19 protein-coding genes and 2 pseudogenes are annotated in these 25,685 nt (G+C 63.8%); 4 read left to right on the top strand and 17 right to left on the bottom strand.

Annotation, left to right across the window (positions count from 1 at the left end; genetic code table 11):
* Nucleotides 1-108: 108 nt before the first annotated feature.
* The 8 genes from ACNFCH_RS21110 to ACNFCH_RS21075 all read right to left on the bottom strand — a co-directional run bounded on the left by ACNFCH_RS21110 (nucleotide 109) and on the right by ACNFCH_RS21075 (nucleotide 9,826).
* Nucleotides 109-690, bottom strand: a complete 582-nt coding sequence (locus ACNFCH_RS21110) for a DUF2780 domain-containing protein (protein WP_196165693.1) — start codon at nucleotides 688-690, stop codon at nucleotides 109-111.
* 154 nt (nucleotides 691-844) lie between these two features.
* Nucleotides 845-2,044, bottom strand: coding sequence for a formaldehyde dehydrogenase, glutathione-independent (gene fdhA, locus ACNFCH_RS21105; protein ID WP_196165692.1), 1,200 nt, complete (start codon nucleotides 2,042-2,044; stop codon nucleotides 845-847).
* 253 nt (nucleotides 2,045-2,297) lie between these two features.
* Entirely contained in the window at nucleotides 2,298-3,155 is an 858-nt protein-coding gene (gene purU, locus ACNFCH_RS21100; RefSeq protein ID WP_043211119.1) for a formyltetrahydrofolate deformylase, read from the bottom strand.
* 14 nt (nucleotides 3,156-3,169) lie between these two features.
* Nucleotides 3,170-3,802, bottom strand: coding sequence for a sarcosine oxidase subunit gamma (locus tag ACNFCH_RS21095; RefSeq protein ID WP_337160199.1), 633 nt, complete (start codon nucleotides 3,800-3,802; stop codon nucleotides 3,170-3,172).
* A 142-nt stretch (nucleotides 3,803-3,944) separates the two neighbouring features.
* Nucleotides 3,945-6,962, bottom strand: a complete 3,018-nt coding sequence (locus tag ACNFCH_RS21090; protein ID WP_416743605.1) for a sarcosine oxidase subunit alpha — start codon at nucleotides 6,960-6,962, stop codon at nucleotides 3,945-3,947.
* Nucleotides 6,959-7,291: a sarcosine oxidase subunit delta gene (locus ACNFCH_RS21085; RefSeq protein WP_043211106.1), complete on the bottom strand. Its 333-nt coding sequence runs from the start codon at nucleotides 7,289-7,291 to the stop codon at nucleotides 6,959-6,961. Before ACNFCH_RS21085 ends, ACNFCH_RS21090 begins: the two co-directional genes overlap by 4 nt.
* A gap of 15 nt (nucleotides 7,292-7,306) precedes the next feature.
* Complete coding sequence (locus ACNFCH_RS21080; RefSeq protein WP_070090735.1) at nucleotides 7,307-8,557, bottom strand: sarcosine oxidase subunit beta family protein; 1,251 nt, start codon at nucleotides 8,555-8,557, stop codon at nucleotides 7,307-7,309.
* Nucleotides 8,558-8,572: 15 nt separating this feature from the next.
* Entirely contained in the window at nucleotides 8,573-9,826 is a 1,254-nt protein-coding gene (locus ACNFCH_RS21075; RefSeq protein WP_070090736.1) for a serine hydroxymethyltransferase, read from the bottom strand.
* Between the two features lie 324 nt (nucleotides 9,827-10,150).
* On the opposite strand from ACNFCH_RS21075, the gene ACNFCH_RS21070 reads away from it, so the two are divergent.
* The gene (locus ACNFCH_RS21070; protein ID WP_416743603.1) at nucleotides 10,151-11,191 is read left to right on the top strand and encodes a threonine aldolase family protein; all 1,041 of its coding nucleotides are present in this window, start codon (nucleotides 10,151-10,153) and stop codon (nucleotides 11,189-11,191) included.
* Nucleotides 11,192-11,257: 66 nt separating this feature from the next.
* On the opposite strand, the gene ACNFCH_RS21065 is transcribed toward ACNFCH_RS21070, so the two are convergent.
* From ACNFCH_RS21065 to ACNFCH_RS21050, 4 genes and pseudogenes are all read right to left on the bottom strand, one after another.
* The gene (locus ACNFCH_RS21065) at nucleotides 11,258-11,986 is read right to left on the bottom strand and encodes a methyl-accepting chemotaxis protein (RefSeq protein WP_416743612.1); all 729 of its coding nucleotides are present in this window, start codon (nucleotides 11,984-11,986) and stop codon (nucleotides 11,258-11,260) included.
* 135 nt (nucleotides 11,987-12,121) lie between these two features.
* A pseudogene (locus ACNFCH_RS21060) lies at nucleotides 12,122-13,150 on the bottom strand (cache domain-containing protein); the annotation flags it as partial.
* Between the two features lie 328 nt (nucleotides 13,151-13,478).
* Complete coding sequence (locus ACNFCH_RS21055; protein WP_043211094.1) at nucleotides 13,479-13,781, bottom strand: cell division protein ZapA; 303 nt, start codon at nucleotides 13,779-13,781, stop codon at nucleotides 13,479-13,481.
* Nucleotides 13,778-14,008, bottom strand: coding sequence for a hypothetical protein (locus tag ACNFCH_RS21050; protein ID WP_070090739.1), 231 nt, complete (start codon nucleotides 14,006-14,008; stop codon nucleotides 13,778-13,780). The genes ACNFCH_RS21055 and ACNFCH_RS21050 overlap by 4 nt, the downstream gene beginning before the upstream one ends.
* A gap of 268 nt (nucleotides 14,009-14,276) precedes the next feature.
* Between ACNFCH_RS21050 and ACNFCH_RS21045 the strand changes: the two are divergent.
* Together ACNFCH_RS21045 and ACNFCH_RS21040 are read left to right on the top strand one after the other, a co-directional pair.
* Nucleotides 14,277-15,047: pseudogene (locus ACNFCH_RS21045) on the top strand (MCP four helix bundle domain-containing protein); the annotation flags it as partial.
* The gene (locus tag ACNFCH_RS21040) at nucleotides 15,030-15,902 is read left to right on the top strand and encodes a methyl-accepting chemotaxis protein (RefSeq protein ID WP_416743610.1); all 873 of its coding nucleotides are present in this window, start codon (nucleotides 15,030-15,032) and stop codon (nucleotides 15,900-15,902) included. The pseudogene ACNFCH_RS21045 and the gene ACNFCH_RS21040, both read left to right, overlap by 18 nt.
* A 130-nt stretch (nucleotides 15,903-16,032) precedes the next feature.
* Here the strand turns inward: ACNFCH_RS21040 and gbcB are convergent, their stop codons facing one another.
* The gene (gbcB, locus tag ACNFCH_RS21035; protein ID WP_196163357.1) at nucleotides 16,033-17,136 is read right to left on the bottom strand and encodes a glycine-betaine demethylase subunit GbcB; all 1,104 of its coding nucleotides are present in this window, start codon (nucleotides 17,134-17,136) and stop codon (nucleotides 16,033-16,035) included.
* Nucleotides 17,137-17,429: 293 nt separating this feature from the next.
* On the opposite strand from gbcB, the gene gbcA reads away from it, so the two are divergent.
* Nucleotides 17,430-18,722 carry a glycine-betaine demethylase subunit GbcA gene (gene gbcA, locus ACNFCH_RS21030; RefSeq protein ID WP_337160195.1) on the top strand — a complete coding sequence of 431 codons (1,293 nt, stop codon included), beginning with the start codon at nucleotides 17,430-17,432 and terminating at the stop codon, nucleotides 18,720-18,722.
* A gap of 756 nt (nucleotides 18,723-19,478) precedes the next feature.
* Here the strand turns inward: gbcA and ACNFCH_RS21025 are convergent.
* From ACNFCH_RS21025 to dgcA, 4 genes are all read right to left on the bottom strand, one after another.
* The gene (locus ACNFCH_RS21025; RefSeq protein ID WP_043211085.1) at nucleotides 19,479-20,249 is read right to left on the bottom strand and encodes an electron transfer flavoprotein subunit beta; all 771 of its coding nucleotides are present in this window, start codon (nucleotides 20,247-20,249) and stop codon (nucleotides 19,479-19,481) included.
* Nucleotides 20,250-20,259: 10 nt separating this feature from the next.
* Nucleotides 20,260-21,492, bottom strand: a complete 1,233-nt coding sequence (locus tag ACNFCH_RS21020) for an electron transfer flavoprotein subunit alpha/FixB family protein (RefSeq protein WP_337160193.1) — start codon at nucleotides 21,490-21,492, stop codon at nucleotides 20,260-20,262.
* On the bottom strand, nucleotides 21,492-23,444 hold the full coding sequence (dgcB, locus tag ACNFCH_RS21015) for a dimethylglycine demethylation protein DgcB (protein WP_337160192.1): 1,953 nt from the start codon (nucleotides 23,442-23,444) through the stop codon (nucleotides 21,492-21,494). Before dgcB ends, ACNFCH_RS21020 begins: the two co-directional genes overlap by 1 nt.
* Before the next feature lie 177 nt (nucleotides 23,445-23,621).
* Nucleotides 23,622-25,682 (bottom strand): dimethylglycine demethylation protein DgcA, encoded by a 2,061-nt coding sequence (dgcA, locus tag ACNFCH_RS21010; protein ID WP_070090746.1) that lies wholly within the window; start codon nucleotides 25,680-25,682, stop codon nucleotides 23,622-23,624.
* Nucleotides 25,683-25,685 lie beyond the last annotated feature (3 nt).

The following is a 25,685-nucleotide window of genomic DNA, read 5'->3' as shown; positions in this document are numbered from 1 at the left end:
CGCACATCCATAAGCCTGGCGGTGATTCTTGTGGGAGCGGGTTTACCCGCGAAGGGAACGCCTCGGTAGCGGGCACGGGCCAAGCCCGTGCGCACGCATGAAAAACGCTTATACCGACGGCACGGCCGCTGGCGCCGCCGGCGTCATCCACAGATTGCCCAGGTTCTGCAGCAGCGATCCGGCAAGGCCTTGCTGGCCCAGGTACTGAAGGATCAGCGGGGCAAATTGGCCGATCATGCCGGTATCCATGCCCAGCAGCTTGAAGGCGTTGTCCAGGTCACTGCGGTTCTCGACATTGCCCAACGCATTGCTCAGTGGCGATGGGCTTTGGCTGCTCTTGCCGAGCAGTTCTCCCAGACCGCTCAAGCCGCCCAGGGCGTTGGCACCGGAAAGCAGGTCCAGGCCCGGCACTGCCTGGGTCAGTTGGCCATAATCGGCCTCGTTCAGGTTGTTACGCGCCAGCCCCAGCATGGCCCCGGCGCCACCAATGGCCTGTTCAGGGGTGATCTTCAGTTCACTGCCCAGGGTATTGAGCAGGTTGGCCTGCCCTTCAGGGGCCTGTACCGCGCCCTGCTGGCTCGAATTCTGGTTCTGCATCGCCGACACAGCATTGGCCGCATCGCTCAAATTGAAGGCGAACACCGGGCTTGCGGCCAGGGTCATCAGGGTTGCCAGGGTGAATGCTTTCATCGGGAGGGACCTCGTCGGCCGGGATGGCCGGGGAAACGAGGCATTGGACTGGGGCTGCGAGGGTTTGTTCCGGGCCGGTTATCGGCCTGCTGGAGACCTTGTGGCTAACGCTGCTGAAAGCACAACGCCCCCGAAGGGGCGTTGAGTCTGAAGGTTAAGCCGCGCCCCACATCTTGTGTGGGTCGATCACGAACTTCTTCGGTACACCTGCATCGAACTCGCCGTAGCCTTCCGGCGCCTGGTCCAGGTTGATCACCTGAACACCCACCACTTCGGCGATGTTGATCCGGTCCCACATGATCGCCTGCATCAGCTGGCGGTTGTACTTCATGGTCGGGGTCTGACCGGTATGGAAGCTGTGCGACTTCGCCCAGCCCAGGCCGAAACGGATGCTCAGTGCGCCGATCTTGGCGGCAGCATCGACCGCGCCCGGGTCTTCGGTCACATACAGGCCCGGGATACCGATGTTGCCGGCAACGCGGGTCACCTGCATCAGGGAGTTCAACACGGTAGCCGGCGCCTCGTGCTTGGCACCCTCGTGGCCGTGGCCGCGGGCCTCGAAGCCTACGGCGTCGATGGCGCAGTCCACTTCCGGCTCGCCCAGGATGTCGACGATCTGCTCGTGCAGCGGGGTGTCCTTGGACAGGTCGACCACTTCGAAGCCCTGGGACTTGGCGTGCGCCAGGCGGGCCGGGTTCAGGTCACCGACGATGACGCAGGCCGCGCCCAACAGACGCGCCGAGGCAGCGGCAGCCAGACCGACCGGGCCGGCGCCGGCAACATAGACGGTGCTGCCTGGGCCAACGCCAGCAGTCACAGCGCCGTGGTAGCCAGTCGGCAGGATGTCGGACAGGCAGGTCAGGTCACGGATCTTCTCCATGGCCTTGTCGCGATCAGGCAGTTTCAGCAGGTTGAAGTCGGCGTATGGCACCAGCACGTACTCGGCCTGGCCGCCGGTCCAGTCACCCATGTCGACATAGCCGTAGGCACCACCGGCACGGGCCGGGTTGACGGTGAGGCAGACACCGGTGTGCATCTCTTTGCAGGAACGGCAACGACCGCAGGCGACGTTGAAAGGCACCGAGACCAGGTCGCCGATCTGCATGCGCTCGACATCGCGGCCCTTCTCGATGATTTCACCGGTGATTTCGTGACCAAGGACCAGGCCAACCTGGGCAGTGGTACGGCCACGGACCATGTGCTGGTCGGAGCCACAGATGTTGGTGGAGACCACCTTCAGGATCACGCCGTGCTCAATCTTGTTGCCGCGTGGGTCCTGCATTTTGGGGTAGTCGATCTTCTGTACCTCAACCTTGCCGGCGCCGAGATACACCACTCCACGATTACCAGACATGCTCTTACCTCGCTCGATTTTTATTTATGCAGCGGTGGTGGAAAGCGCCGCCCTTCGTGAGCGGCATGTGTTACTGGAATGCGGGGAATTGTGGGCCTGATACAACTTGTCGCAGTGACTGGAAGCGACAGGGGGTTGCCTGTTAACGGCAGGTGAAAAGTGGTGAATCCATTCGCGGGTAAACCCGCGCCCACAGAAGGCTACGCAGAACCTGTGGGAGCGGGTTTACCCGCGAACAAGACAACGAGGCCTGTCAGAGCACTACGGTGCGATTGGCGTTGAGGAACACCCGGCGCTCGATGTGATACCCCACCGCCCGCGCCAGGGTCAGGCACTCGATGTCACGGCCCTTGGCGATCAGGTCCTCAGGGTAGTGGCTGTGATCCACCACCTCGACGCCCTGGGCGATGATCGGCCCTTCGTCCAGGTCGTTGTTGATGTAGTGGGCCGTGGCGCCGACCATCTTCACGCCCTTGTTGTAGGCCTGGTGGTACGGCTTGGCGCCCTTGAAACCTGGCAGCAGGGAGTGGTGGATGTTGATCGCCCAGCCGTCCAGGCGACGGCACAGCTCGGGCGACAGCACCTGCATGTAACGGGCGAGAATCACAAGCTCAGCGCCCGTCTCCTCGATCACCTGGAGCACCTTGCGCTCCTGGGCGGGCTTGTCCTTGGGGTCCAGGGCGAAGTGGTAATAGGGGATCTTGTGCCACTGCGCCAGCGGTTCGAGGTCGGGGTGGTTGGACACCACCGCCACCACGTCCATGGCCAATTGGCCAATGCGCTGGCGATACAGCAAGTCGTTGAGGCAGTGATCGGCCTTGGACACCATGATCACCACCTTGGGGCGGTGATTGGGCGCGGTCAGCTCGAAGGTCATGCCGAAGGCGTCACTGCGCTCGGCAAGGCCGGCCCGGAAGCCTGCCTCGTCGAAATCGTCCGGCTGGCGGAACTCCACGCGAATGAAGAACCGCCCCGAGAGCCGGTCGTCGAAGGAGTGGTGCTCCGTGACATAGCAGCGCTGCTCGTAGAGGTAACGCGTCACTACGTCGACGGTGCCGAGCATGCTCGGGCAGTCGGCGGTAAGAATCCAGGTATCCGGTGCCCGACTCATGCGTGTTCTCCTTTTTATGCCTCGATGGCCAGGCCGTACTCGGCCGAAGCGTCCTGCAGCCACAGCCACCAGTAGTCGGAGAAGCTGCGGCGGATCACCAGTTCCCAGGTGTCTTCGGCGGTGCGGCGAATCACCAACTGCGACTTGGCGAACACGGTGCCGACGGCCTTGCCGACCGGGAAGTTGTTCGGGTGTACATCATAGCTGGTGGACTTCATCAGCACATCGCGCACGTTGGGGCCGCGCAGCTCGAGCAGGGTCTGCCCACCGCTGACGTTGACCACCTGCATGTGCTGACCGTCGAGGGCCTCGCGCAGCTTCTGCTCGATGGCGAATTCCTGGCCACCAGGAACAATCAGCAGCCACTCATCCGGGCCGACCCATTGCAGCGACATTTCGTCGTTGGCGACGACGGTCAGGGCGACCGGCAGTTCCAGGCCCAGGGCCTTCTTCACGCCAGCGGCGAAAGCGGCATCATGACCATCGCCACGCAGGGTCAGGTGACCGAGGAACTTGTGTTCACGCAGGGTTACACCTGCGTTCTTGCGGCCTTTGCCAACCAGGCTGGCCAGGTCAGCGTGGTGCAGTGGCGACTCGGCCCGGGCGTTGGAGCCCGGATTTTGCTGGAAGACGTTGATTACGCTCATTTCTTACCTGCCTTGAATTCTGTTGTGCCGAACGGCGCCGAACCTGTGGGAGCGGGCTTGCCCGCGAATGGGCCGGTGAGGCCAACATCGCATTCGCGGGTAAACCCGCTCCCACAAGATCCAGCACTGCCTTCCGGAGGCCTTAGACGTTCTGCCGCTCACCCTTCGGATCGAAGAACACCGAAGACACGATCTCCGCCTCGATCACGCTGCCGTCAGCCTGCGGCGAGTAGACACGCTCGCCCATGCGCTTGAGGCCGCCCTTGACCACACCCATGGCGAACGAATAGCCCAGGGAGTTGGAGGCATAGCTGGAGGTCACGTGACCGACCATGTCCATCGGGATCGGCTGGTTCGGATCGAACACCAACTGGGCGCCTTCGGGCAGCCATTTGGTCGGGTCGACAGGCTTGAGGCCTACCAGTTGCTTGCGGTCTTCGCGCAGGCAGTCCGAACGGGTCATGCCGCGGGCACCGATCCAGGAGAACGGTTTGTTGCGACCGACACACCAGCCCATGTTCAGGTCGTCCGGGTTCATCGAGCCGTCGGTGTCCTGACCGACGATGATGAAGCCCTTCTCGGCGCGCAGTACGTGCATGGTTTCGGTGCCGTACGGGGTCAGGTTGTACTTCTTGCCTGCCTCGACGATCTGCTCCAGCACGCCCATGGCGTAGTTGGCCTGAACGTTGATTTCGTACGACAGCTCACCGGTGAACGAGATACGGAACACGCGGGCCGGCACGCCGCCAACCAAGCCTTCCTTCCAGCTCATGAACGGGAAGGCTTCCTTGTCCAGGTCGATGTCGGTGACTTCGGCCAGCAGCTTGCGGCTGTTGGGGCCGGACAGGGTCATGGTGGCCCAGTGGTCGGTCACGGAGGTGAAGTACACCTTCAGGTCCGGCCATTCGGTCTGGTGGTACAGCTCCAGCCACTGCAGCACACGTGCGGCGCCGCCAGTGGTGGTGGTCATGATGAAGTGGTTGTCGCCGACGCAGGCGGTCACGCCGTCGTCGAAGACCATACCGTCCTCCTTGCACATCAGGCCGTAACGGGCCTTGCCCACATCGAGCTTGGTCCAGGCGTTGGTGTACACGCGGTTGAGGAACTCACGCGCATCCGGGCCCTGGATGTCGATCTTGCCCAGGGTCGAGGCGTCGAGCAGGCCCACGCTGTCGCGCACGGCCTTGCATTCACGCTCCACGGCGGCATGGATGTCTTCGCCGGCTTTAGGGAAGTACCACGGACGCTTCCACTGACCGACATCTTCGAACTCGGCGCCGTTCTTCAGGTGCCAGGCGTGCAGCGCGGTGAAGCGCACGGGTTCGAACAGGTGGCCACAGTGACGGCCCGCTACCGCGCCGAAGGTCACCGGCGTGTAGTTGGGACGGAACATGGTGGTGCCCATCTGCGGGATGGTGATACCCATCGAGCGCGCAGCGATGGCCAGGCCGTTGATGTTGCCCAGTTTGCCCTGGTCGGTACCGAAGCCCAGCGCGGTATAGCGTTTCACGTGCTCGACCGACTCGAAGCCTTCGCGGGTGGCCAGTTCGATGGCGGCCGCGGTGACGTCGTTCTGCTGGTCGACGAACTGCTTCGGCGCACGGGCAGTGCCTTTGTCGTGCGGCACCTGGAACAGCGCCACAGTGGCCTCTTCCTTGCGGGCAACGACTTTCGGCAGGGTGCCGACGGACGCCTTGAAACCTGCTTCGGTGGCTGCCTGAACGCCGCCTTCGAAACCATCGGCAATCGCGTCGCCGAGCGGGTAGACGCCATTCACGCCACCCACGCAGACACGCTTCTGCGGCGCATCGCCCGGCACGAAGCCGAGGATGTCGTCACGCCAGATCGGACGACCACCCAAGTGGGACGCCAGGTGCACCACCGGGCTGTAGCCACCGGAGCTGCCGATCAGGTCGCACTCGAGCCATTCGCCTGGGCTGGTGACTTTGTGTGCGACTGCATCGATCGCGGCGACGCGGGCGCCGGTCACGTGTTTGGTGCCCTTGGCCTCGATCACGGCGCTGGAGGTCAGGATGCGGATGCCCTTGGCACGCGCTTCCTCGACCAGCGAGCCGCGCGGGTTGTGGCGCGCATCGGCGATGGCGACCACCTGCAGGCCAGCGTCGTGCCAATCCAGGGCGGTGCGATAGGCGTGGTCGTTGTTGGTCGACAGCACCAGCTTGCGGCCCGGGGCCACGCCGTAACGGCGTACATACACCGAGATGGCGCCGGCGAGCATGTTGCCCGGCACGTCGTTGTTGCCGTACACCAGCGGACGCTCGTGGGTACCGGTGGCCAGTACGACACGCTTGGCACGCACGCGATGGACGCGGTGACGGACCTGGCCGATCGGAGCGCGGTCACCGAGGTGATCGGTCATGCGCTCGTGGATGGTCAGGAAGTTGTGGTCGTGGTAGCCGTTGACCGTGGCGCGTGGCAGCAGGGTCACTTCCGGCAGCGATTGCAGCTCGGCGACGACGGCGGCAACCCATTCGGCGGCAGGCTTGCCGTCGAGGGTCTCGCGGGTGTCGAGCAGGCTGCCGCCGAACTCTTCCTGTTCATCGGCAACGATCACGCGGGCACCGCTGCGACCAGCGGCCAGGGCCGCGGCCAGGCCAGCAGGGCCGGCACCGACGATCAGCACGTCGCAGTGCTGGTTCATGTAGTCGTAGCTGTCCGGGTCGTTCTGCAGAGGCGCACGGCCCAGGCCTGCCGCTTTACGGATGTACTTCTCGTAAGTCATCCAGAACGACTTGGGATACATGAAGGTCTTGTAGTAGAACCCGGGCGGCATCATGCTGCCGCCGACCTTGCCGAGGATGCCCATCACGTCGTTGTTGACGTTCGGCCAGCCGTTGGTACTGGTGGCCACCAGGCCCGAGTACAGGGCTTGCTGGGTGGCGCGCACGTTCGGCACCTGGGTGGCTTCGCTCGAGCCCAGCTGCAGGATGGCGTTCGGCTCTTCGGGGCCTGCGGCGATGATGCCGCGAGGACGCGAGTACTTGAAGCTGCGACCGACGATGTCGACGCCGTTGGCCAGCAGCGCAGCGGCCAGGCTGTCACCGGCATAACCTTGGTAGGTCTTGCCGTTGAAGGTGAAGTTCAGGACCTTGCTGCGATCGATGCGACCGCCGCTGGCGAGGCGATAGACCTGGCTCATACTTTTTCTCCCTGGCCTTTGACGGCCGACTGCGCGGGGTTCAGCTTGTTCGCGGTGACCTGCGGCTTCTCGCCGATCTTGTAGGTTTCCAGGATCTCGTAGGTCTCGGTGTTACGCGTGACGTTGAAGTACTGGCGGCAGCCGGCAACGTGGTCCCACAGTTCATGGTGAATACCGCGCAGGTTGTCGCGGAAGAACATGTAGGTACCCCATTCCTCGTCGGTGCAGGCGCTAGGGTCCAGCGGGCGGGCGATGTGCGCCTGGCCGGAGGAGTGGAACTCTTCTTCGGAGCGCAGCTCGCCGCAGTGGGGACAGAAAATATGCAACATGACGATTGTCTCCGATTAGTGGGCGACGGCTGCGGCGCCGTGTTCGTCGATCAGCGCACCGCTGTAGAAGCGGTCGATCGAGAACGGTTTGGCCAGTGGGTGCATCTCGCCTTTGGCAAGGCTCGCGGCGAAGACGTTGCCCGAACCCGGGGTCGCCTTGAAGCCGCCGGTACCCCAGCCGCAGTTGAAGAACAGGTTTTTGACAGGCGTCTTGGAGATGATCGGGCACGCGTCCGGGCAGGTGTCGACGATGCCGCCCCACTGACGGTTCATGCGCACACGCGAGAGGATCGGGAACATCTCGACGATCGCCTGCATGGTGTGCTCGATGATCGGGTACGAACCGCGTTGGCCGTAGCCGACCCAACCGTCGATACCGGCGCCGATGACCAGGTCGCCTTTGTCGGACTGGCTGATGTAGCCGTGCACGGCGTTGGACATGATCACGCTGTCGATGATCGGCTTGATCGGCTCCGACACCAGGGCCTGCAGCGGGTGCGATTCCAGCGGCAGACGGAAGCCGGCCAGCTTGGCCATGTGGCCGGAGTTACCGGCGGTGACCACTCCGACGCGTTTGGCGCCGATGAAGCCCTTGTTGGTTTCCACGCCGATGACCGCGCCGTTTTCCTTGCGGAAGCCGATCACTTCGGTCTGCTGGATCAAGTCGACGCCCAGGGCATCGGCAGCACGGGCATAGCCCCAGGCCACGGCGTCGTGACGGGCCACGCCGCCACGGCGCTGGACGGTCGCGCCGAGGATCGGGTAGCGGGTGTTCTTGGAGCAATCCAGGTACGGGATCTCGGCAGCGACCTGCTCGGTGTTGAGCAGCTCACCGTCCACGCCGTTGAGGCGGTTGGCGTTGACCCGACGCTCGGAGTCGCGGATGTCCTGCAGGGTGTGGCACAGGTTGTACACACCACGCTGGGAGAACATCACGTTGTAGTTGATGTCCTGGGACAGGCCTTCCCACAGCTTCATGGCGTGTTCGTACAGCTTGGCCGATTCGTCCCACAGGTAGTTGGAGCGCACGATGGTGGTGTTACGGGCGGTGTTGCCGCCGCCCAGGTAACCCTTCTCGATCACCGCGACGTTGGTGATGCCGTGCTCCTTGGCCAGGTAGTAGGCCGTGGCCAGGCCATGGCCGCCACCGCCAACGATGACCACGTCGTACACCTTCTTCGGCGTCGGCGTGCGCCACATGCGCTGCCAGTTCTCGTGGTGGCTGAGGGAGTGTTTGAAAAGGCCGAAGCCCGAATAGCGTTGCATGGTTGGTTACTCCACTCAGCGGTAGACCGGGAAATCCGCGCACAGGGCGGCGACGTTCTTGGCAACGTCGGCTTCGACGTCGGCATCACCCAGGTTGTCCAGCACATCGCAGATCCAGCCGGCCAGGGCCACGCACTGGGCTTCCTTGAAGCCACGGGTGGTGACGGCCGGGGTGCCGATGCGCAGGCCCGAGGTGACGAACGGCGACTGCGGGTCGTTAGGTACGGCGTTCTTGTTGACGGTGATGTGAGCGCGGCCCAGGGCGGCGTCGGCGTCTTTGCCGGTCAGGCCTTGGCGGATCAGGCTGACCAGGAACAGGTGGTTGTCGGTGCCGCCGGAGACCACGTCGTAGCCACGGTCGATGAACACCTTGGCCATGGCCTGGGCATTGGCGATGACCTGCTTCTGGTAGGTCTTGAACTCAGGCTCCAGCGCTTCCTTGAAGCACACGGCCTTGGCGGCGATGACGTGCATCAGCGGGCCGCCCTGGGCGCCCGGGAATACGGCAGCGTTGAGCTTCTTCTCGATCTCTTCGTTGGACTTGGCCAGGATCAGGCCGCCACGTGGACCGCGCAGGGTCTTGTGGGTAGTGGTGGTGACCACGTCGGCAAAGGGAATCGGGTTCGGGTACAGGCCAGCGGCGACCAGACCGGCCACGTGGGCCATGTCGACGAACAGCAGCGCGCCCACTTTGTCGGCGATGGCGCGGAAGCGCGGGAAGTCCAGGGTCTTGGAGTAGGCGGAGAAGCCAGCGACGATCATCTTCGGCTTGTGCTCGACGGCCAGACGCTCGACTTCGTCGTAGTCGATCAGGCCAGTGGTGTTGTCGATGCCGTACTGAACAGCGTTGTACAGCTTGCCGGAGGACGACACTTTGGCGCCGTGGGTCAGGTGACCGCCATGGGCCAGGCTCATGCCCAGGATGGTGTCTCCGGCCTGCAGCAGGGCCAGGTAGACGGCGCTGTTGGCGGAAGAACCGGAGTGAGGCTGGACGTTGGCGTAATCAGCGCCGAACAGCTGCTTGGCGCGCTCGATGGCCAGCGCCTCGACCTTGTCGACGTGCTCGCAGCCACCGTAGTAGCGCTTGCCGGGGTAGCCTTCGGCGTACTTGTTGGTCAGGCCGCTGCCCTGGGCCTGCATGACGCGCTTGCTGGTGTAGTTCTCCGAGGCGATCAGCTCGATGTGATCTTCCTGGCGCTGTTCTTCGGCATTCATCGCCGCCAGCAGTGCGTCGTCGTAACCCTGGATCTGGTCTTGCTTGCTGAACATCTTGTTTCTCCCGGCAGCGATTGTTTCTTGTCTTGAGGCACTGTGGCCCTTTGTGGCGATGGTATGACCGGCGAGGGCGACTCAGATGCCTGCGCACGCCTTGCAATGGCGCGTTTACGACATTCGCATCTGCAGGGTGCCTATGCGGGCCCCTTCGCGGGTAAGCCTGCTCCCACGGGGGCTGTGCAATCCCTGTGGGAGCGGGCTTACCCGCGAAGAAGCCCGCAAGATCAACACAGGGAGTTGCTCGCACAGGCCTTGTATAGGCAACCGCTGAATCGATGGTTTAGAGTGCGGATCTGCGTCGTAAAAAGGACAGGTGTCATGACTGATAACAGCCAACAATTCGCCAGCGACAACTATTCCGGCATCTGCCCCGAAGCCTGGGCCGCGATGGAAAAAGCCAACCACGGCCACGAGCGCGCCTATGGCGACGATCAATGGACCGAACGCGCCGCCGAGTACTTCCGCGAGCTGTTCGAGACCGATTGCGAGGTGTTCTTCGCCTTCAACGGCACCGCCGCCAACTCCCTGGCCCTGGCCTCCCTGTGCCAGAGCTACCACAGCGTCATCTGCTCCGAGACCGCCCACGTCGAAACCGACGAGTGCGGTGCGCCCGAGTTCTTCTCCAACGGCTCCAAGCTGCTCACCGCACGCAGTGTAGACGGCAAGCTGACGCCCGAATCGATCCGCGAAGTCGCGCTCAAGCGCCAGGACATCCACTACCCCAAGCCACGCGTGGTGACCATCACCCAGGCCACCGAAGTGGGCACGGTGTACAACCCCGACGAGCTCAGGGCGATCAGCGCCACCTGCAAGGAGCTGGGGCTGAACCTGCACATGGACGGCGCACGCTTCTCCAACGCCTGTGCCTCATTGGGCTGCACGCCTGCGGAGCTGACCTGGAAGGCCGGCGTCGACGTGCTGTGCTTCGGCGGTACCAAGAACGGCATGGCCGTGGGCGAAGCGATCCTGTTCTTCAATCGCGCCCTGGCCGATGACTTCGACTACCGCTGCAAGCAGGCAGGGCAACTGGCGTCGAAGATGCGCTTTCTCTCCGCGCCTTGGGTCGGGCTGCTCGAAGACGGCGCCTGGCTGCGCTATGGCCGCCACGCCAACCACTGCGCGCAGTTGCTGGCCTCGTTGGTGAGCGACCTGCCGGGTGTGGAGCTGATGTTCCCGGTGCAGGCCAACGGCGTGTTCCTGCAAATGCCGGAAGCCGCGCTGGAGGCGCTGCGGGCCAAGGGCTGGCGCTTCTATACCTTTATCGGAAGCGGTGGCGCGCGGTTCATGTGCTCGTGGGATACGCAAGAAGCACGGGTGCGCGAGCTGGCGGCAGACATCCGCGCCATCGTCGGCGCCTGACATTCGCGGGCCCATCGGAGCGCCGAACCGCCGCTCCGATGGGCCCGCGAAGCATCCAACACCGACCTAGAGCTTGAACCCGCCCATCTGCCGCGCCAGGTCATCGGCCAGGCCGCGCAATGCCTGGCACTCGTCCCGACAAGCCTGCACTTCGGTCGCCGTCTCCCGGGCCAGGTCGGAAATCCCCTGCACAGTCCGGTTGATCTCCTCGGTCACCGCCGACTGCTCTTCGGTCGCCGTGGCCACCTGGTGGTTCATGTCGCTGATGTGCTCCACCTGATCGGTGATCGCCCCCAGGGAGGCACCGGTACGCTGGCTGGATTCCACCCCGCCCCCCGTCGCCTGCTGCCCCGCGTGCATCGACGCCACGGCAGTCCCAGCGCCTTGCTTGAGGCGTTGGATCATCTGTTGCACCTCGTCGGTGGACACCTGGGTACGCCGCGCCAAGGTTCGCACTTCGTCGGCAACCACAGCGAAGCCACGCCCCATCTCACCCGCTCGCGCCGCCTCGATGGCCGCATTGAGGGCCAAGAGGTTGGTCTGTTCGGAAATGCTGCGGATCACCGCCAAGACTTCATCGATCGAGGCGACTTCTTCGGCCAACTGGCTCACCGCCTCGGCCGCCCGGCCGATCTCCCCGGACATGCCTTCGATGCTGTGGATCGACCGGCGCACCACCTCGCGCGCCTGCAAGGCCTCGTCACGTGCCGATTGCGACGCATGGGCGGCATTGCCGGCGTTCTGCGCGATGTCCTGTACGGTCAGCCCCATCTCGTGCACGGCGGTGGCGACCATCTCGGTCATCTCCTGCTGGCGTCCGGAGCGGTCGGCAGTGTTGTCCACCACGCGCGTCACCTGCTCCACCGAACGATGCAGGCGCTCGGTGGTGCGCAGCACCTCGCCGATCAACACCCGCTGGCTGTCGAGAAACCGGTTGAAACCACGGGCCAGGTCGCCCAGTTCATCCTCGCGTGAATCGTCCAGCCGCTGGCTGAGGTCGCCAGCGCCACTGCCGATCTGCGTCAGCGCCGTGGTCACCTGGCGGATCGGACGCACCAGCCCGCGCGCCAGCAGTACCACCAGCAGCAACGACACCAGTGCCACCGCGCCGCCGATCAGGCTGGTCAGCCACACGGCCTCGTGCATCTGTGCGTAGATTTCTTCCTCCGGCACCTCGGCTACCAGGGTCCAGTTCAGGTCGCGAAGCGGCAGCCCCAAGGCCAGGTAGTCTTCGCCGTCGCGACTGAAACGCACCTTGCGCAGGCCCTCGCCCTTGCCCAGGACCACCTGGGTCGCCTGCTCGCCGACCTGCTCGACCAACTGGCGCTTGCCGCTGAATTCGTGATCCGGGTGGACCTGGATCAGGCCGTCGTTGCGCACCAGGAACACCCGCCCGCGCTCACCGAAGCTGAAGTCGTGGATCAGTTTCGACAACGCGGTCATGCGCAGGCCCATGCCGGCCACGCCCACCAATTGCCCGTCCTTTTCGACCCGGTAATCGATGAACAGCGCAAGCTCCCCGGTGGAGCCATCGATATCGATGTTGATCAGGCGCTCCGCGCCGCTGTCGATGTAGCCGTAGAACCATTTGTCCTTCGGGTTATCGCGGCTGAGGGTGCGATCCAGGCCTTTCTCGTTGTAGTAATGGCCGGTTGCCGTGGAGGCGAACAACGTGGTGAAGGCCTGGTTACGCTGTTTGACCGCCTCCAGGTATTCGAGGAAACGCGGGGCTTGGGCGGGGTCTTCGCCGGCCGCGAGCCAATCCCGCAGCAGCGTGTTGCCGGCAATGTCAGCCGCTGCCACCAGCGGCCTGCCGAGCATGCGTTCGATGTCATTGCGAATCGCCTCGATGCTGGCCGGTAGCGCTGTGTCGACCAGATAGCGCTCGGTCAGGCGGTTGACCGCCTCGGTGTACACCCCCACGACCACCAGAATGCTCGCCAGCAGGGCCGCGCCCATACTCGCAATCAACTGCCACTGGATACTCCGCCGCCAGATCCGCATGCCCCACTCCCCCAAATCATTATTATTTTGGGTGATTGTATACACTTACGTATCCGGTTATTCCAGTGATCTGAAACAATGCAGACCAACCGTGAGACACGACCCCAGCCGCCCACGCACGACCGCAACCGATGGCGCATTCGCGGGTAACCCCGCTGCGACAAGGGCTCTGCTCACGTCGATGCTTGGGGATGACAGCCAACCTGTGGGAGTGGGTTCACCCGCGAATGCGGTGGCAAACCCACCGACGCATTCGTGGCAAACCCGAGGTCAGGCAATCGGATTACTGTTCGGCGATGGTCCGAACGATAGCGTCCACGGTGGCGTCGATCTGCGCCTGGGTCCGCTCGAGCGTCTGCTGGTGTTCCTTTTGCAGTTCGACCTGCTTGGAACACAGATTCAGGGCTGCCAGCACCAGCAGTTTGTCACCGATCAGGGTGGGGTACTGACGCTTGGTCTCGGCCAGGGCGGTGTTGAGCATCCGCACGGCTTGCGCCAGGGTCTCTTCCTGGCCTTGGGGCGCCTTGATCGAATAGTCGTTGCCCAGGATAGACACGACATTGATCGGCTGCGCTTGCAGTCTCATGCGTTGACGACACCTGCGCTGGCGCGCTCTACCAGCGCCTGGATACGGGCAGCGGTGGCGCCGTGCTTCTCTTCCTGCTCCATCAGCGACAGCTGCAGGGTTTCATTCTCTTCCTTTGCCTGGGCCAGTTCCTGGCCGAGGGCGGTGTTCTGCTCGGTGAGTTGAGCGTTTTTCTGCATCAGGTCGTTGACCAGTTGCTCGAGTTGATTCAGGGAAGCTTCCAACATGGGGGTCTATCTCGGGTTGTTGCAAAGGGCGCACACGATAAAGAAAAGCGCGCGTCCTCGCCATTAAATATCGGGAATCAAAGGCTTTAGCCTGGGCACATTGACAGGCCTGGGCCGGTCTTGTTCCGACATGGATCAACCACCGGTCCGGAAACTCGATAGCAGGCTCACAATTTCATTCAAGACCCGCCCTCTGCGACCGATATCCAAAGTAGGTCACATTCTGTCGCATGGAACGCGCATTTCCTTCCTTGCCGGATAACGTCCCATGTCCCTACGCAATATGAACATCGCCCCGCGTGCCTTGCTGGGCTTTGCCCTGATCGGTGCGCTGATGCTCGGTCTTGGCATCTTTTCGTTGATCCAGATGGGCAACATTCGCCAAGCCGGCGTCGCCATCGAAGCGGTGAGCGTGCCCAGCATCAAGACCCTCGATGAACTGGCCCTGCTCAATCTGCGCATGCGCACCCTCGCCTACCGCCTGGTGCTCAACCGCGACCCTCAGTTCCAGCAAGATACCCAGCGCCAGATGGACGAGCGCAACGCGCAGATCGACAAGATCCGCGACGCCTATCGCCAGCTTGTGGAAGGCCCTCAGGAGCAAGCCGCCTTCGAGCGGTACAACCAACTGCTCGGCCAATACCGCCAGCTGGAAGCGCGCATGCGCAGCCTCAGCCAGGCCAATCGCGTGGAAGAACTCCAGAGCCTGATCAACCGCGAGCTGTTCGAGAATGCCGAGCAGATCAACCAGGCCATGGCGGAGCTGGTGCGCATCAACACTGAACAGACCCGCGCCACCAATGCGACAGCCGCCAGCCAATACGACGCCGCGTTCACCCTGGTCATCGGCCTGCTGGTGACCGCCACCGTGCTGACCCTGCTATGCGCGTTCCTGTTGACCCGCAGCATCGTCAAGCCGATCGACGAAGCGCTCAAGGCCGCCGAACAGGTCGCCGACGGCGACCTGACCCAGGTGATCCGCGCCGAGGGCAGCGATGAAGCCGCCCGCCTGTTGCGCGCCATGGCGCGGATGCAGGACAAGCTGCGCGACACCCTGCAATTGATCGCAGGCTCGGCCACCCAGTTGGCCTCGGCCGCCGAGGAGCTCAATTGCGTCACCGACGAAAGCGCCCGCGGCCTGCAGCAGCAGAACAACGAGATCGAACAGGCCGCCACTGCGGTCACTGAAATGACCAGCGCGGTAGAAGAAGTGGCGCGCAATGCCGTGAGCACGTCCGAAGCCTCCAGCGAGGCGAGCCGTTCAGCGGGCGATGGTCGCGACCTGGTACTGGAGACGGTGGGCGCCATCGAGCGCATGAGCAGCGATGTGCAGGCCACCGCCACACTGGTCACCCGCCTGGCGTCCCAGTCCCGGGATATCGGCAAGGTCCTGGATGTGATCCGCGGCCTGGCCGATCAGACCAACCTGCTGGCACTCAATGCCGCGATCGAAGCGGCCCGCGCCGGCGAAGCCGGTCGTGGCTTTGCCGTGGTGGCCGACGAGGTACGGGCGCTGGCCCATCGTACCCAGCAGTCGACCAGCGAAATCGAACGAATGATCGCCAGTATCCAGGGCGGGACGGAAGAGGCGGTGACCTCGATGCGCACCAGCACCGAACGCGCCGAGTCGACCCTGAACATCGCCCGGGGCGCCGGCCTGGCCCTGGACAGCATCGCCAGCGCGGTGTCGCAGATCAACGAGCGCAACCTGGTGATCGCCAGCGCCGCCGAAGAGCAGGCCCAGGTGGCCCGCGAGGTGGACCGCAACCTGGTGAACATCAATGACCTGTCGGTACAGAGCGCGACCGGGGCGCATCAGACCAGCGTGGCCAGTGCCGACCTTTCGCGCCTGGCGGTCGACCTCAACGGCCTGGTGGCGCGCTTTCGCACCTGACCGGCAACGGGGCTGCGTTGCAGCCCTTTAACGGCGCAAGGCCGCTCTTACAGGGAGGGCACAGCATGCGCTGTGTCTGTAAGAGCGGCCTTGTGCCGCGAAGGGCCGCATGGCGGCCCCATATCCAGGATCAGTAGTCGATCCGCACGTCCCCTTGCGGCACGCTGCAGCACGACAGGATGTAGCCTTCGGCTTCGTCTTCCTCGGTGATACCGCCGTTGTGGTCCATGACCACTTCGCCGCCGAGCTTGAGCACTTTGCAGGTACCGCAGATGCCCATGCCGCAGGCTTTGGGGATCATCAGCCCGACCTTGGCCGCTGCCGCATGCACTGTCTCGCCCGGGGCGATGCGGATGCTCTTCTCGCTGCCGACGAATTCCACCAGGTTGAGGTCGGCCGCGTCGAGTTCCTCGGCCGCCTCGGCGGCCTGCTCGGCATGCTCCACAGCGTCGGCCTTGGCCTCTGCCGGGGTCGCGCCGAACGACTCTTCATGGTAGTTGCGCATGTCGAAGCCCACCGCCTCGAGCATGCGCTTGACGGCGTTCATGTACGGCGTCGGGCCGCAGCAGAACACCACCCGCTCCATGTAGTCAGGCGCGATCAGCTCCATCAGGCGCTGGTTGAGGTAGCCACGGTAGCCCGACCAGGGCTCGCCCAGGCCGTGCTTCTCGCAAATGATGTGCAGGCTGAAATTGGGGATCCGCGAGGCCATCTGGTCCAGTTCGCGGTGATAGATGATGTCCTTCGGCGACCGGGCGCTGTGAACGAAGACCATGTCGACGTTGCCGTTGGTGTCATAGAACCAACGGGCCATGGACATCACCGGGGTGATACCGACACCGCCGGAGAGGTACAGCACTTTCGGCGCCGGGAAGTCGATGGCGTTGAACAACCCCACCGGCCCGTGCACCGCCAGCTCGAAGCCTTCGTGCATGTTGTCGTGCAGCCAGTTGGACACCTGCCCGCCAGGTACGCGCTTGACCGTGATCGAGAAGCTGTAGGGCACCGAGGGCGAGCTGGAAATGGTATACGAGCGCATCACCTGCTTGCCGTCGATCTCAAGCTCCAGGGTGACGAACTGCCCGGGCTTGAAGAAGAACATGATCGGCTGGTCGGCCATGAAACAGAAGGTGCGCACGTCCCAGGTCTCCTGGATGACCTTGACGCAGCGCACCACATGGCGGCCGTTGGCCCAGGTCTGGGTCGTGACCGGATTGAGGAAGGTATCGGACATGTTCTTCTCCAGCGGCCGACTACCGGCCTTCATGGCTGCGATAATGCGCAAGCCAGCGACGAAGTACATTCCTATCAGCGACATCGGCGTGCTTATCGCGACCAGCCCCGCACCACAAGGGCTGGCGCGTCGGAATCGGATTCGGCCATGTCGCCCGTGGATATGGTTCCTGTCGGCGGCGAACGCACACTCCACGGCAAATGAAACAGCTGTTTTTAGCAAGCAGCCTTGCGGCAAACCACAACAACGATTAGCCACTTTCGCCGGCCGCATACGGCCCTGAGGACCAAACGATGGACGTCACCGCAACCCTGAGCCTGGGCGATCCACTGGAAGCAGCACGCAAGGCCACTGCCGAGATGCTGCAGACCCGCGAGCGAACCTACTCGCTGCCCCAGCCTTTCTACACCGACGAGCGTCTGTTCCAGATCGACATGCAGGAGATCTTCCACAAGGAATGGTTGATCGCCGGCATGACGTGCGAGATTCCGACCAAGGGCAACTTCCTGACCCTGCAGATCGGCAAGAACCCAATCATCGTTATTCGTGGCGCCGAAGGCCAAGTGCATGCGTTCCACAACGTCTGCCGTCACCGTGGCTCGCGCCTGTGCACCAGTGAAAAGGGCAAGGTGGCCAAGCTGGTCTGCCCGTACCACCAGTGGACCTATGAAATCGACGGTCGCCTGCTGTTCGCCGGCACCGAGATGGGCGCCGACTTCGACATGAAGCAGTACGGCCTCAAGCCGGTGCATGTGAAGACCGCCGGTGGCTACATCTTCATCAGCCTGGCCGAGAACCCGCCAGCGATCGACGAGTTCCTGGCAACGCTCGACCACTACATGGAACCGTACGACATGGAGAACACCAAGGTGGCGGTGCAAACCACCTTGATGGAAAAAGCCAACTGGAAGCTGGTGCTGGAAAACAACCGCGAGTGCTACCACTGCAACGGTTCGCACCCTGAGCTGCTCAAGACCCTGCTGGAGTGGGACGACACCAACGACCCACGCGCCGACCAAGCGTTCAAGGACCACGTCGCCGCCTCCGCTGCTGCCTGGGAAGCCGAGAAGATCCCGTACCTGCACAAGAGCCATGGCCTGCGTAACCGTATCGTGCGCATGCCGCTGCTCAAGGGCACCGTTTCCATGACCATGGACGGCAAGCAGGCGTGCAAAAAGCTGATGGGCCGCATCAAGAACCCGGACCTGGGCTCGATGCGTATCCTGCACCTGCCGCATGCCTGGAACCACTGCATGGGCGACCACATGATCGTCTTCACCGTGTGGCCGATCAGCGCTCAGGAGTCGATGGTCACCACCAAGTGGCTGGTGCACAAAGATGCCGTCGAAGGCGTCGACTACGACCCAGAAAACATGCGCAAGGTCTGGGACGCCACCAACGACCAGGACCGTCGTCTGGCCGAAGAGAACCAGCGCGGCATCAACTCCACCGCCTACCAGCCTGGCCCGTACTCCAAGACCTATGAGTTCGGCGTGGTCAACTTCATCGACTGGTACAGCCAGCGCGTGCTCAACAACCTGGGCGCGGAGCCAGCACCGTACCTGAAGGAAGTCAACGCGCAGTAAGGCATCACCGCTACACGAAAAGAGCAGCCCGACGGCTGCTCTTTTTTTTGCTCGCAGCCCTGTCATGAAGAACGATGATCAATTTTTGATCAACTTTCACCCAGCCAAGGCCTCCCATGGCCTGCAGCCACCGACCAACACTTTATCCACAGCCTGGCTCACAGTAATTGTGGAAAGTCGCAACGAACCTTCACTGAATCAGTTGCTCATTATTTGAGCAAAACGCTGTAGCCCTTTGAATCCGTGGCCTCTGTCGATTACCGAACATCTTGTCCACAGAGCCGCCAACAGACTTTGTGGGCAAGGTTGGATCACTGCCGCACACACCTGTGGATAGACGCCTGAATGCCCTGGGACACGCCGGTTTCAGAGGAATTGATCAATTATCGAACAAACGGCTGGAGCCCAATGACCACGCGGCCTGCGTCATTAGCCAAACAGATTATCCACAGAGCCGCCAACAGCGATTGTGGGAAACGTTTGGGCCGTTAGGGGGTAGGCGAAGCGTAGAGCCTGTTCAATTGTTGATCAAAGCCATAGAGGCCAGGATTGGCGAGGCCTGCAGCGAGGCGTAAACATTTTATCAACAGGGTGGCGAACAGATTCGGTGTGTAAAAGATCGGGGCCGCTGCGCACCCCCTTTCACGGCACAAGGCCGCTCCTACAAGTACGGCGCAAATCCATGGGCTGCGCTGCATCTGTAGGAGCGGCCTTGTGCCGCGAAAGGGCCGCACAGCGGCCCCAGCGTCGCAACGCTTAGCGCAGTACCCCTTCCTCCACCAGCAACTTCAGGATCGCCTCGGCGCCTTCCTGTGGAGAAACGTCCTTGAGCACCTTGCCGCCACCGCCGCTGGCCTTGGCCGTGGCGGCTTTCATGCGGTCCGCGCCGCTCTTGGCCTTGATCACCTTCAGCCGCTTGGGCCGTGGACGGGCCGGTTGCAGTTCGGCATCGGCCAGCAGCTCATCCTCGACCACCGCCACATTGCGCGCGGCGAGCACGCCCCGGCGAGCCGGGCCGAAAGCGCTCTGGCGCGGCTTGGGCGCGGCGTTATCCACAGTCGCCAAGAGCGGCAGGCGCACCTTCAGGCGGCGTCGCTGGCCCCGTGGCAGGGCCTGCAGGACCTGCGCGGTGCCGTTGTCGATGGACTCCACCTCGGCCAGGCCCACCACCAGCGGCCAACCCAGGCGCTCGGCCAGCAGGAACGGCAACATGCCCGAACCTTCGCCGGTTTCCGCCTGGCTGCCGGTCAGCACCAGCTGTGCCCCGGCGTCGCGCAGGTAATCACCCAGCACGCCCAGCACATCGGCACCCGCCGGCTGCTCCAGCACATCGAGATGATCCAGGCCCATGCCCAGGTAGGCGCGCAGTGCTTCCTCGCGCGGATCGCCAGCATGCACCACCTGCAAGTTATCCCCAGCCAGCTGCAAGCCCAGTTCGACGGCGCGGGAGTCCTGCTCGGCGCGACGGGTGCGGCCGGAGCTGGGGTGGGCGCCAATGGAGACCAGGCTGATGACTTTCGTACTCATGCTCGTGCCCTTATGCCGCGTCGCGCTGGCCGGCGCTGCGGTAGTTGTCCACAGCCTCGATCAACGCCTGGAGAATCGCCGAACTGTCGCCAATCACCGACAGGTCCGCCCGTTTGATCATGTCGCAGCCTGGGTCCATGTTCACCGCCACCACCTTGTCGCAGGCGCCGATGCCCTGCAGGTGCTGGATGGCCCCGGAGATACCCACCGCCACATAGACACGCGCCGTGACCCAGGTACCGGTGGCGCCGACCTGGCGGTTACGCGGCATGAAGCCGTCGTCCACCGCCACCCGCGAGGCGCCTTCGGTAGCGCCGAGGGCGGTCGTCGCCTTGTGGAAAAGATCCCAGTCCTTGACGCCATTGCCGCCGGAGACGATGAACTCCGATTCGGCCATGGCGATGGCCGCCGGGTCCACGGCCACCGGGCCCAGGTCCTCGATGCGCGACAGGCTGCGCGCCACGCTTGTGGACAACTCCACCGGCAGTGCTTCGTGACGGGTTTCGCTGACCGGATCGGAGCACTCGGCTGCCGCCAGGATCAGGCGCGGCAACCCGCGCTGCAGGTCCTGCTGACCAGCCCCGGCACGGCCGATGCACTGGCCGTCCTTGACTTGCCATACCCGCGTCGCCGGGCGCTCGCCCAGCGCAGCGGCCAGGCGCCGGCCCAGCTCGCCACCACCGGTGCGGCTGTCGGGCAGCAGCCAGTGGCGCGGCGCGAACTGGTTATCCACAGCGCGCAGGCCCTGCACCAACTGCTCCGGTGCATAGCCTTCGAACGCTTCGCCTTCGATGACCAGCAAGCGGTCGACACCGGCTGTGGAAAAGTTGCTTTCCTTGTGTTCGCCGAACACGATCGCCAGTACCGCGCCGTCGCTGCCGGCCAGGCTGTGGGCCAGGCCCAGCAGGTCGCGGTCGTGGCTGCCCAGGCGGCCACCGACCATGTCCGGGACCACGGCGATGTAGAACGCCGGCTCCGCAACCTGATGCAGCGGCAGTTGCACCTCGGCCGCTGCCGTGCGGCGACCGGCGCCGGCGGTGCCCTGCTGGGCACCACTGCGGTCGATACGCTTGAGGCCGTTGGGGCCGATGAAGCCGGCGGCGAGCGCGTGGGGGTTCTTGCGGATGAGTCCGTTGGGCCCCATCCAGCGGGTCTGTTGCGTCTGCATCGCCGCGTGCAGCGGATGCAGACGGTTACGGGCGATCCACTCGGCACGAGGGTCGCGGCGGATGATGTCGCTCATCAGTGCACCTCCGCAGGTTCACGTTTGGCCGCTTGGGATTTGGCGCCGGCAGGGGCGTCGTCCTCGATCAGCACATCGGCGACGAGCTCGGCGATGTCCTTGATCTGCGGACGGGGTTCGACCACGCCTTCGAGCATCGCGGTGCACTGTGGGCAGCCCACGGCCACCAGCTCAGCCTCGGTCGTGCGGATGTCGTCCATGCGCATGTCAGGGATACGCTGCTTGCCCGGGATGTCGGTGATCGGCGCGCCGCCGCCACCGCCACAGCAACGCGAGCGGAAGCCCGAACGTTCCATCTCGCGGACCTCGATGCCGAGGGCCTTGAGCACATCGCGCGGCGCCTCGTATTCGCCGTTGTAGCGGCCCAGGTAGCACGGATCGTGATAGGTGACGCTGCCACCTTTGTGCTGGCCCAGGTTGAGCTTGTTGGCGGCGATGAGTTCGGCGATGTAGGTGCTGTGGTGCTGCACCTCGTAGTCGCCGCCCAGGGCGCCGTATTCGTTCTTCAGCACATGGAAGCTGTGCGGGTCGCAGGTGACGATGCGCTGGAAGCGGTACTTGTTCAGCGTCTGGATGTTGCGCTTGGCCAGTTGCTGGAAGGTCGCCTCGTCGCCCAGACGGCGTGCTACGTCGCCACTGTCGCGCTCTTCCAGGCCGAGCACGGCGAAGTCCACGCCAGAGGCCTTGAGCACTTTGACGAACGCCCGCAGGGTGCGTTGGTTGCGCATGTCGAAGGCACCATCACCGACCCAGAACAGCACCTCGGTGCTCTTGACCTCGGACAACAGCTTGAGGTTGAGGTCGGCAGCCCAGTTCATCCGCCCGCCTGGGTTGAAGCCGCCAGGGTTGTCGGTGGCGATCAGGTTGTCCAGCACCTCGGCGCCCTTGTTCGGGGTCGCGCCCTTTTCCAGGGTCAGGTGGCGACGCATGTCGACGATGGCATCGACGTGCTCGATCATCATCGGGCATTCCTCGACGCAGGCGCGGCAAGTGGTGCACGACCACAGGGTCTCGGCGTCGACCAGGCCATTGACGATCGGCTGGTGCGGATGACCGCCGTGCTCGCCGATCGGCTTGCCCGGATAAGGGCTGCCTGCGAACTGCGCATCGGTGCCACCGGCCAGGCCGATGACCATGTCCTGGATGAGCTTTTTCGGGTTCAGCGGCTGGCCGGCAGCGAATGCCGGGCACATGGCCTCACACTTGCCGCACTGCACGCAGGCATCGAAGCCAAGCAGCTGGTTCCAGGTGAAGTCCACCGGCTTTTCCACGCCCAACGGCGCGTTCGGGTCTTCCAGGTCCAGCGGCTTGAGGCCAGTGGAGCGACCACCGCCGAAGCGTTCGGCGCGGCGGTGCCAGGCCAGGTGCAGGGCACCGGCGAAGGCGTGTTTCATCGGGCCGCCCCAGGTCATGCCGAAGAACAGCTCCGACACGCCCCACAGCACGCCCACGCCCAGCACGGCGACCAGCAACCAGCCACCGGTGCCTTCCGGCAGGATGCCAGCCACTGGCAGCGTGGCGATGAAGAAGCTCGCGGCGAACACCAGCAAGCTCTTGGGCAGGCGCATCCACGGGCCCTTCGACAGGCGCGAAGGCGGGTTCAGGCGACGCTTGAAGACAAAGAGGGCACCACAGAACATCAGCACCGTGGCTGCCAGCAAGGCATAACCCAGAATCTTGCTCTGCAGGCCAAAGCCATGCACCAGGATCGCCAGCACGGCCGACAGCACGAAGCCGCCTGCGGTGGCCACGTGGGTCTTGGACATGTACTTGTCGCGCTCGACCACATGGTGCAGGTCCACCAGGTAGCGCCGCGGCATGGCCAGCAGGCCGCCGATCAGGTTGACCTTGGAAGGTCGGCCACGCCGCCACATGCGCACCCGGCGCAGGGCGCCGAGCACCGCCAGGCCAAGGGCGGCGAACAGCAGGATGGGTAGAAGGGTGTTCAACATGGGAGGCTCCCACAACAGCTGGATTCTTGCGCCGCCCTGAAGGCTGGATCGGCCCCTTGTGACAGCGGGTTTACCCGCGAATGCGTCAGATCAGACAACTATGTTGCTTGTGCTGACGCTTTCGCGGGTAAACCCGCTCCCACAGGGTCCGCGCTCAGTGGCGACGACTGTTAACGATCAGAAGTCCTTGCACAGGCGCAAGGCGTCGTAGATCGCCGCGTGGACGTTACGCTGGGCCACGCAATCGCCGATGCGATACAGCAGGTAGCCCTCGCCCGGCTGGCTGAGGATCGGCTGCGGCTTGATGGCGAACAGCGCCTCGATATCGATCTGGCCCTTGTTGCGCGAACCGTCCTTCAGTGCGTAGTACAGCTGCTCGTCAGGACGCACGCCGTTCTCCACCACCACCTGGTCGACCACGCGTTCTTCCTTGGCGCCGGTGTATTCGTTCTCCAGCACCGCCACCAGCTTGTCGCCTTCGCGGTAGACCTTTTCCAGCATCATGTCGCCGGTCATGATCACTTCTTTGGGGTACATGCTGCGGTAGTAGGTCGGGAAGGTGGTACCGCCCATCGCTACGCCCGGCTTGATGTCGTCGGTGACGATCTCGACCTGGCTGCCCTTGTCGGCAATGAAGTCGGCCACCGACATGCCGGTGAACTCGCAGATGGTGTCGTACACCAGCACGTTCTTGCCCGGCGCAACCTTGCCGTCGAGCACGTCCCAGCTGCTGACCACCAGCCCTTCGGCTGCGCCCCAGTGTTCGTTCTGCTCCAGGAACGAGTGCCCGCCCACGGCCAGCACGACGACGTCCGGACGCAGGTCCATGATGGTTTCGGCATCGGCGGCGGTGCCCAGGCGCAGGTCGACCTTCAGGCGCGCCAGCTCCAGCTGGTACCAGCGGGTGATACCGGCGATCTGGTCGCGCTGCGGCGCCTTGGCGGCGATGGTGATCTGGCCGCCGATCTGGTCCTTCTTCTCGAACAGGGTCACATCGTGGCCACGCTCAGCGGCCACGCGTGCGGCCTCCATACCGGCAGGGCCGGCGCCGACCACTACCACCTTGCGCTTGGGCCCGGTGGTCTTTTCGATGATGTGCGGCACGCCCATGTATTCACGGGAGGTCGCGGCGTTCTGGATGCACAGCACGTCCAGGCCTTGGTACTGGCGGTCGATGCAATAGTTGGCGCCGACGCACTGCTTGATCTGGTCGATCTGGCCCATCTTGATCTTGGCGATCAGGTGCGGGTCGGCCATGTGGGCACGGGTCATGCCGACCATGTCCACGTAGCCGCCTTCCAGGATACGGGTCGCCTGGTTCGGGTCCTTGATGTTCTGCGCGTGCAGCACCGGGACCTTGACCACTTCCTTGATGCCGGCCGCCAGGTGCAGGAACGGCTCCGGCGGGTAGCTCATGTTCGGGATGACGTTGGCCAGGGTGTTGTGCGTGTCGCAACCCGAGCCGACCACGCCGATGAAGTCGATCATGCCGGTGGCGTCGTAGTACTTGGCGATTTCCTTCATGTCCTCGTGGCTCAGGCCATCGGGGTGGAATTCGTCACCACAGATACGCATGCCCACGCAGAAGTCTGGGCCGACTTCGGCACGCACGGCCTTGAGCACTTCCAGGCCGAACTTCATGCGGCCTTCGAAGGTACCGCCCCATTCGTCGGTACGCTTGTTGACCCGCGGGCTCCAGAACTGGTCGATCATGTGCTGGTGCACCGCCGACAGCTCGACGCCGTCCAGCCCCCCTTCCTTCGCCCGGCGCGCGGCCTGGGCGTAGTTGCCGATCACACGCCAGATCTCCTCGACCTCGATGGTCTTGCAGGTGGCGCGGTGCACAGGTTCACGAATACCGGACGGCGACATCAGGGTCGGCCAGTTGAAACCGTCCCAACGCGAACGACGACCCATGTGGGTAATCTGGATCATGATCTTGGCGCCATGCTTGTGCATGGCATCGGCCAGGTTCTGGAAGTGCGGGATGATCCGGTCGGTCGACAGGTTCACCGACGACCACCACTCCTGCGGGCTGTCGATCGCCACCACGGACGAGCCGCCGCAGATGGCCAGGCCGATGCCGCCCTTGGCCTTCTCTTCGTAATACTTGACGTAACGCTCGGTGGTCATGCCGCCGTCGGTGGCGTAGACCTCGGCGTGCGCGGTGCTGAGCACGCGGTTGCGGATGGTCAGTTTGCCGATCTGGATCGGCTGGAACATTGCTTCGAATGCCATGAC

Source organism: Pseudomonas sp. NY15354 (assembly GCF_048068075.1).
GTDB classification, from domain to species: domain Bacteria; phylum Pseudomonadota; class Gammaproteobacteria; order Pseudomonadales; family Pseudomonadaceae; genus Aquipseudomonas; species Aquipseudomonas guariconensis_C.
The sequence above is the reverse complement of the archived record's forward strand: the minus strand, read 5'-3'. Positions and strand labels throughout refer to the sequence as shown.

Excerpts from the sequence above, each read along its gene's own strand:
- ACNFCH_RS21020 (WP_337160193.1), bottom strand. The coding sequence starts at position 21,492 with ATGAGCGACATCATCCGCCGCGACCCTCGTGCCGAGTGGATCGCCCGT.
- ACNFCH_RS21075 (WP_070090736.1), bottom strand. The coding sequence starts at position 9,826 with ATGTTCAGCAAGCAAGACCAGATCCAGGGTTACGACGACGCACTGCTG.
- dgcA (WP_070090746.1), bottom strand. The coding sequence starts at position 25,682 with ATGGCATTCGAAGCAATGTTCCAGCCGATCCAGATCGGCAAACTGACC.
- fdhA (WP_196165692.1), bottom strand. The coding sequence starts at position 2,044 with ATGTCTGGTAATCGTGGAGTGGTGTATCTCGGCGCCGGCAAGGTTGAG.
- gbcA (WP_337160195.1), top strand. The coding sequence starts at position 17,430 with ATGGACGTCACCGCAACCCTGAGCCTGGGCGATCCACTGGAAGCAGCA.
- ACNFCH_RS21055 (WP_043211094.1), bottom strand. The coding sequence starts at position 13,781 with ATGAGACTGCAAGCGCAGCCGATCAATGTCGTGTCTATCCTGGGCAAC.
- ACNFCH_RS21110 (WP_196165693.1), bottom strand. The coding sequence starts at position 690 with ATGAAAGCATTCACCCTGGCAACCCTGATGACCCTGGCCGCAAGCCCG.
- ACNFCH_RS21040 (WP_416743610.1), top strand. The coding sequence starts at position 15,030 with ATGGCGCGGATGCAGGACAAGCTGCGCGACACCCTGCAATTGATCGCA.
- purU (WP_043211119.1), bottom strand. The coding sequence starts at position 3,155 with ATGAGTCGGGCACCGGATACCTGGATTCTTACCGCCGACTGCCCGAGC.
- ACNFCH_RS21090 (WP_416743605.1), bottom strand. The coding sequence starts at position 6,962 with ATGAGCCAGGTCTATCGCCTCGCCAGCGGCGGTCGCATCGATCGCAGC.
- ACNFCH_RS21070 (WP_416743603.1), top strand. The coding sequence starts at position 10,151 with ATGACTGATAACAGCCAACAATTCGCCAGCGACAACTATTCCGGCATC.
- ACNFCH_RS21025 (WP_043211085.1), bottom strand. The coding sequence starts at position 20,249 with ATGAGTACGAAAGTCATCAGCCTGGTCTCCATTGGCGCCCACCCCAGC.
- ACNFCH_RS21095 (WP_337160199.1), bottom strand. The coding sequence starts at position 3,802 with ATGAGCGTAATCAACGTCTTCCAGCAAAATCCGGGCTCCAACGCCCGG.
- dgcB (WP_337160192.1), bottom strand. The coding sequence starts at position 23,444 with ATGTTGAACACCCTTCTACCCATCCTGCTGTTCGCCGCCCTTGGCCTG.
- ACNFCH_RS21050 (WP_070090739.1), bottom strand. The coding sequence starts at position 14,008 with ATGTTGGAAGCTTCCCTGAATCAACTCGAGCAACTGGTCAACGACCTG.
- gbcB (WP_196163357.1), bottom strand. The coding sequence starts at position 17,136 with ATGTCCGATACCTTCCTCAATCCGGTCACGACCCAGACCTGGGCCAAC.
- ACNFCH_RS21065 (WP_416743612.1), bottom strand. The coding sequence starts at position 11,986 with ATGGTCGCCACCGCCGTGCACGAGATGGGGCTGACCGTACAGGACATC.
- ACNFCH_RS21085 (WP_043211106.1), bottom strand. The coding sequence starts at position 7,291 with ATGTTGCATATTTTCTGTCCCCACTGCGGCGAGCTGCGCTCCGAAGAA.
- ACNFCH_RS21080 (WP_070090735.1), bottom strand. The coding sequence starts at position 8,557 with ATGCAACGCTATTCGGGCTTCGGCCTTTTCAAACACTCCCTCAGCCAC.